Genomic DNA, 3,449 nt, shown 5'->3' on the forward strand with positions numbered 1-3,449 from the left:
GCTCTGTCTTTGCCCGGTATGAGTTGTGAATTTTCTATTTCAAAAGTGGCAGATACACATAACCGTCTGTCTGTAAATTGACGAGCGTCGTTAAAGCCGACACAGCGACATCAGCAAAGACGACCACCTCTTCCGGCTTCCCTGCCTTGCCAATCAAAGATTGGCCGCAGACAAAGATCTCGACTCCCGCCTCATGCAGTTCGTGCAGGCAATCCAGATTCGGATTTCCCTGAGTACCAAATCGCTTGGAATAGACATCATCGTTGAGCACAGCGAGCGTGGCATCGCCGTGCAGAATGATCGCGATCTGCGGTTTAACTGCCGACTTGCCTGCCCCGTGATAGATATTGACGAAACGTGCGACTTTCTCGATCGCAGGATTCAGCTTGTCCGCATCTCCCCCTTTGGTCAGGTCGACACAGAGTTTACTCCCCGCGCGGGGCTGGTGGGCAGCCTGAGGCAGCTTGACCACCTTGCCGTACTGCTTGATCACGGGGTTGATATATTTCACCTCTTCGTTCTTGGGAGACTGTTCCTCTTTGGGAACGGGGTGGTTCTTCATCGCCTCTGCAAAACCACGGTCTACAAATGCCGAAACCGTTTTTGCATGTGCTTTGATCAGTTTTGCGACGTAGGGATCAGTCGAGGTCTCCGTCACACGCACTCCCTGCTCTGTTTTCTCATACGAAATCGAAATTTGATCAGCATGTTTGAAAAGTTCTGCAAACAACGGATCACGCATACGAATCGGCTGCTGCTGTTCGACTCGTTCTTTCATCCAGTAGACATGTTCCTGAATTTTGGCTGCCACCTGCGGATCATCCGATTCGGTGACGGTATTGACGCCGTTCGGCAGTTCCTTTACGGTTCGTTTGATCTGCTGGTGATTGGTCAACAGAAATCGAAAGTCTTCATGATCGCGATCGTGCCCCTGACCTCCTTGTCCGCGCCCCAAGCCACGTCCCGCACCGCGTCCTGGCCCAGGCTGAGCCAACGCAGAACCTGTTGTCCCACAGATTAAAAGCAACACCATGATATTTTTCAGTAAACTGGCCATCGTTTCCCCGGCTCCTTCTCTTCGATTCTAATTTAATATTTTTTTGATTTCCTGATGATTCAGCGACGTGTCATGCACGCCCTTTTAACATGCCTTTCCAGTACAATACCGGCAACATGTATTTCTTCAGCAACCACATGCTCCAGCGTTCTTTGGCCTGATTGAATGGAAATGTCTCGTCTGGGTGTTTGTCGTAGTCAAACTCCGCCAGAACCAGCTTGCCATATCCTGTCACCAGAGGGCACGAGGTGTAACCGTTGTAAGCCGCAGGCAGCGGTTTTCCTGCGATTAAGGCTTGCAGGTTTTTCACCAAAGCCGGCGCCTGTTTGCGAATGGCGGCTCCTGTTTTTGACGTCGGCAAATTGCTGCTGTCTCCCAGCGCGAATACATTGGGATAGCGCACATGCTGCAGGGTATGTTTGTCGACATCGACCCAGCCTTTCTCGTCTGCCAGCGGACTCTGTGCGATGAATGCCGGAGGCCCCATTGGCGGCGTGACATGGATCATGTCGTAGTGAATCGAAACTTCTTCGCCGGTTTCCGTATTTTCGAAGATGGCTTCCCGCGTATCAGCGCTGATCGCCACCAGACTATGATTGAAGCGTGTGTCGATTTCCTTGCGTTTGATCACACCCTCTAAAATCGTCCGGTATTTTTCCACCGCAAAAATATTACTGCCGCCCGACGCGAAGATCACGTGACTTTTTTCACGTACCCCCTGTTTGCGAAAATGGTCATCGGCCAGATAACAGATCTTCTGCGGCGCCCCCCCACATTTAATCCCGGTGACGGGCTGTGTGAAGATGGCGGTTCCCCCTTTGAAATTTCGAATGTTATCCCAGGTGCTGCCGACACTTTCAAAAGAGTAATTACTGCAGACTCCATCCTTTCTTTCAATCCTTTGATGGCATCCCAATTGATTTGAATGCCTGCGCAGACCACCAGAAAATCATATTCGATCGTTCTTCCGTCTCGCGTTTTGACCCGATTCTGTTTCGGTTCGAACTCCACGACGGCATCTTGAATCCACGTGGCTTTAGGCGGAATGACGGACGCTTCATCGCGTCTGGTTGCTTCTTTGCGGAATGTGCCTGCTCCCACGAGTGTCCAGGCCGGCTGATAATAGTGACTGTCGGAAGGATCGATGATCGCAACGTCAGTCTCGTTGAACCAGCCTTTCGTCAATCTCGCAGCCACCGTAATGCCGGCTGTTCCGCCGCCGACAATCACCACCTGATGATGCACGACGGAACCATTCCGCGCCTGAAGCTGGGCTTTCTCCCTTGTTGTTTCAATTAGCTCCGAACTCATTTTAATTCTCCCTTATGTTGCAGGCGTGAATCATGAACATCGTCGCGTTGAACTGGTTCAAGATTGCTTTCCGCTGGTTTGTGCTGCGGGCTGGTACAATGATCCGAGTTCATGTTGCAAAAACCACCCAGGCATGTTTTGATACCAAACCGGGGCAGCACCCACACATTCAGAATAATCCAGGCTGCAAGTACCGTCAGTAAAATCAGAGTATCGACCATTGTTTTTCTCCTGTCAGCGTGCAGTAGCGCCACGAATGCTACAAGTAAGATTTTCATGCGCTGTCTCTGTGGTTGGCAAACCGGCAGCTTGCCAGGCCTGGATGCCGCCGGTCATGTTAATGACATTGATACCGGATGCCTGCAGAACGCCGGCGGCAATCGCCGAACGTGCGCCGCCTTGGCATTGCACCACCACAGGTTGATTGACATCGATTGCGGTCAGCCGGTCGGGCAAACGTCCCAGAAAGAAGTGTCGGGCTTCGGGAATATGACTCGTGTTCCATTCAGCGTCCGATCGCACGTCAAGCAAAGTGACTTCACCAGATTCGATGCGTTCTGCCAGTTCTTGCGGTGACTCGGAAACATAACGTTCCGTATTCAGCGCGGCTTCTCTGACTGCAGACGTTTCAAACAGACCTGAGATCTGATCAATGCCGATCTTGCGCAACACGCGCAAGGCTTCAGGAAGCTGTTCCGCGTCAGCGATCAGGTAAACTGGCCGGGAATAGTCCACAATCCAGCCGGCCCATGCCGCCAGCAGGGAAAGCGGAATGTTAATCGTTCCCGGAACATGGCCTGCGGCGAATTCAGACGACGGCGAAAGATCAATCACGGTTGCCTGCCCGGTGACGGAAGCAATTCGACTCACGTCGAGCAATTCTGGTTGTTTCGCATCACCGATGATCTTCGGCCCTTCCTTGTTCACGCGCTTCATCACCGCAAAATATTTGGGTGCTTCCGGCTGATCCGACAGTATGTACTGCACGAAGGCTTGTTCGTCGGTGTATTGCAATGACGGGTTAAATATTTTTTCATAACCGACGGTCGAGGACGGAATCGCCCCCAGTCCTTTTCCGCAC

General features: G+C 52.0%; 3 protein-coding genes and 1 pseudogene. All 4 read right to left on the minus strand.

The window, feature by feature from the left end:
- Positions 1–34: 34 nt before the first annotated feature.
- The gene (locus tag Q0294_RS15760; protein WP_299467356.1) at positions 35–1,057 is read right to left on the minus strand and encodes a DsrE family protein; all 1,023 of its coding nucleotides are present in this window, start codon (positions 1,055–1,057) and stop codon (positions 35–37) included.
- A gap of 70 nt (positions 1,058–1,127) precedes the next feature.
- Positions 1,128–2,302: pseudogene (locus Q0294_RS23455) on the minus strand (FAD/NAD(P)-binding oxidoreductase).
- Positions 2,303–2,364: 62 nt separating this feature from the next.
- The gene (locus tag Q0294_RS15775; protein ID WP_299467362.1) at positions 2,365–2,589 is read right to left on the minus strand and encodes a hypothetical protein; all 225 of its coding nucleotides are present in this window, start codon (positions 2,587–2,589) and stop codon (positions 2,365–2,367) included.
- A gap of 13 nt (positions 2,590–2,602) precedes the next feature.
- The coding region (locus Q0294_RS15780; RefSeq protein ID WP_299467364.1) for a rhodanese-like domain-containing protein at positions 2,603–3,449 on the minus strand (847 nt) is incomplete at its 5' end.

It is taken from the genome of uncultured Gimesia sp. (assembly GCF_937919775.1).
Lineage (GTDB): Bacteria > Planctomycetota > Planctomycetia > Planctomycetales > Planctomycetaceae > Gimesia.

Bases quoted from the DNA above. Each gene is read 5' to 3' on its own strand.
- Q0294_RS15775 (WP_299467362.1), bottom strand. From the start codon at position 2,589: ATGGTCGATACTCTGATTTTACTGACGGTACTTGCAGCCTGGATTATT.
- Q0294_RS15760 (WP_299467356.1), bottom strand. From the start codon at position 1,057: ATGGCCAGTTTACTGAAAAATATCATGGTGTTGCTTTTAATCTGTGGG.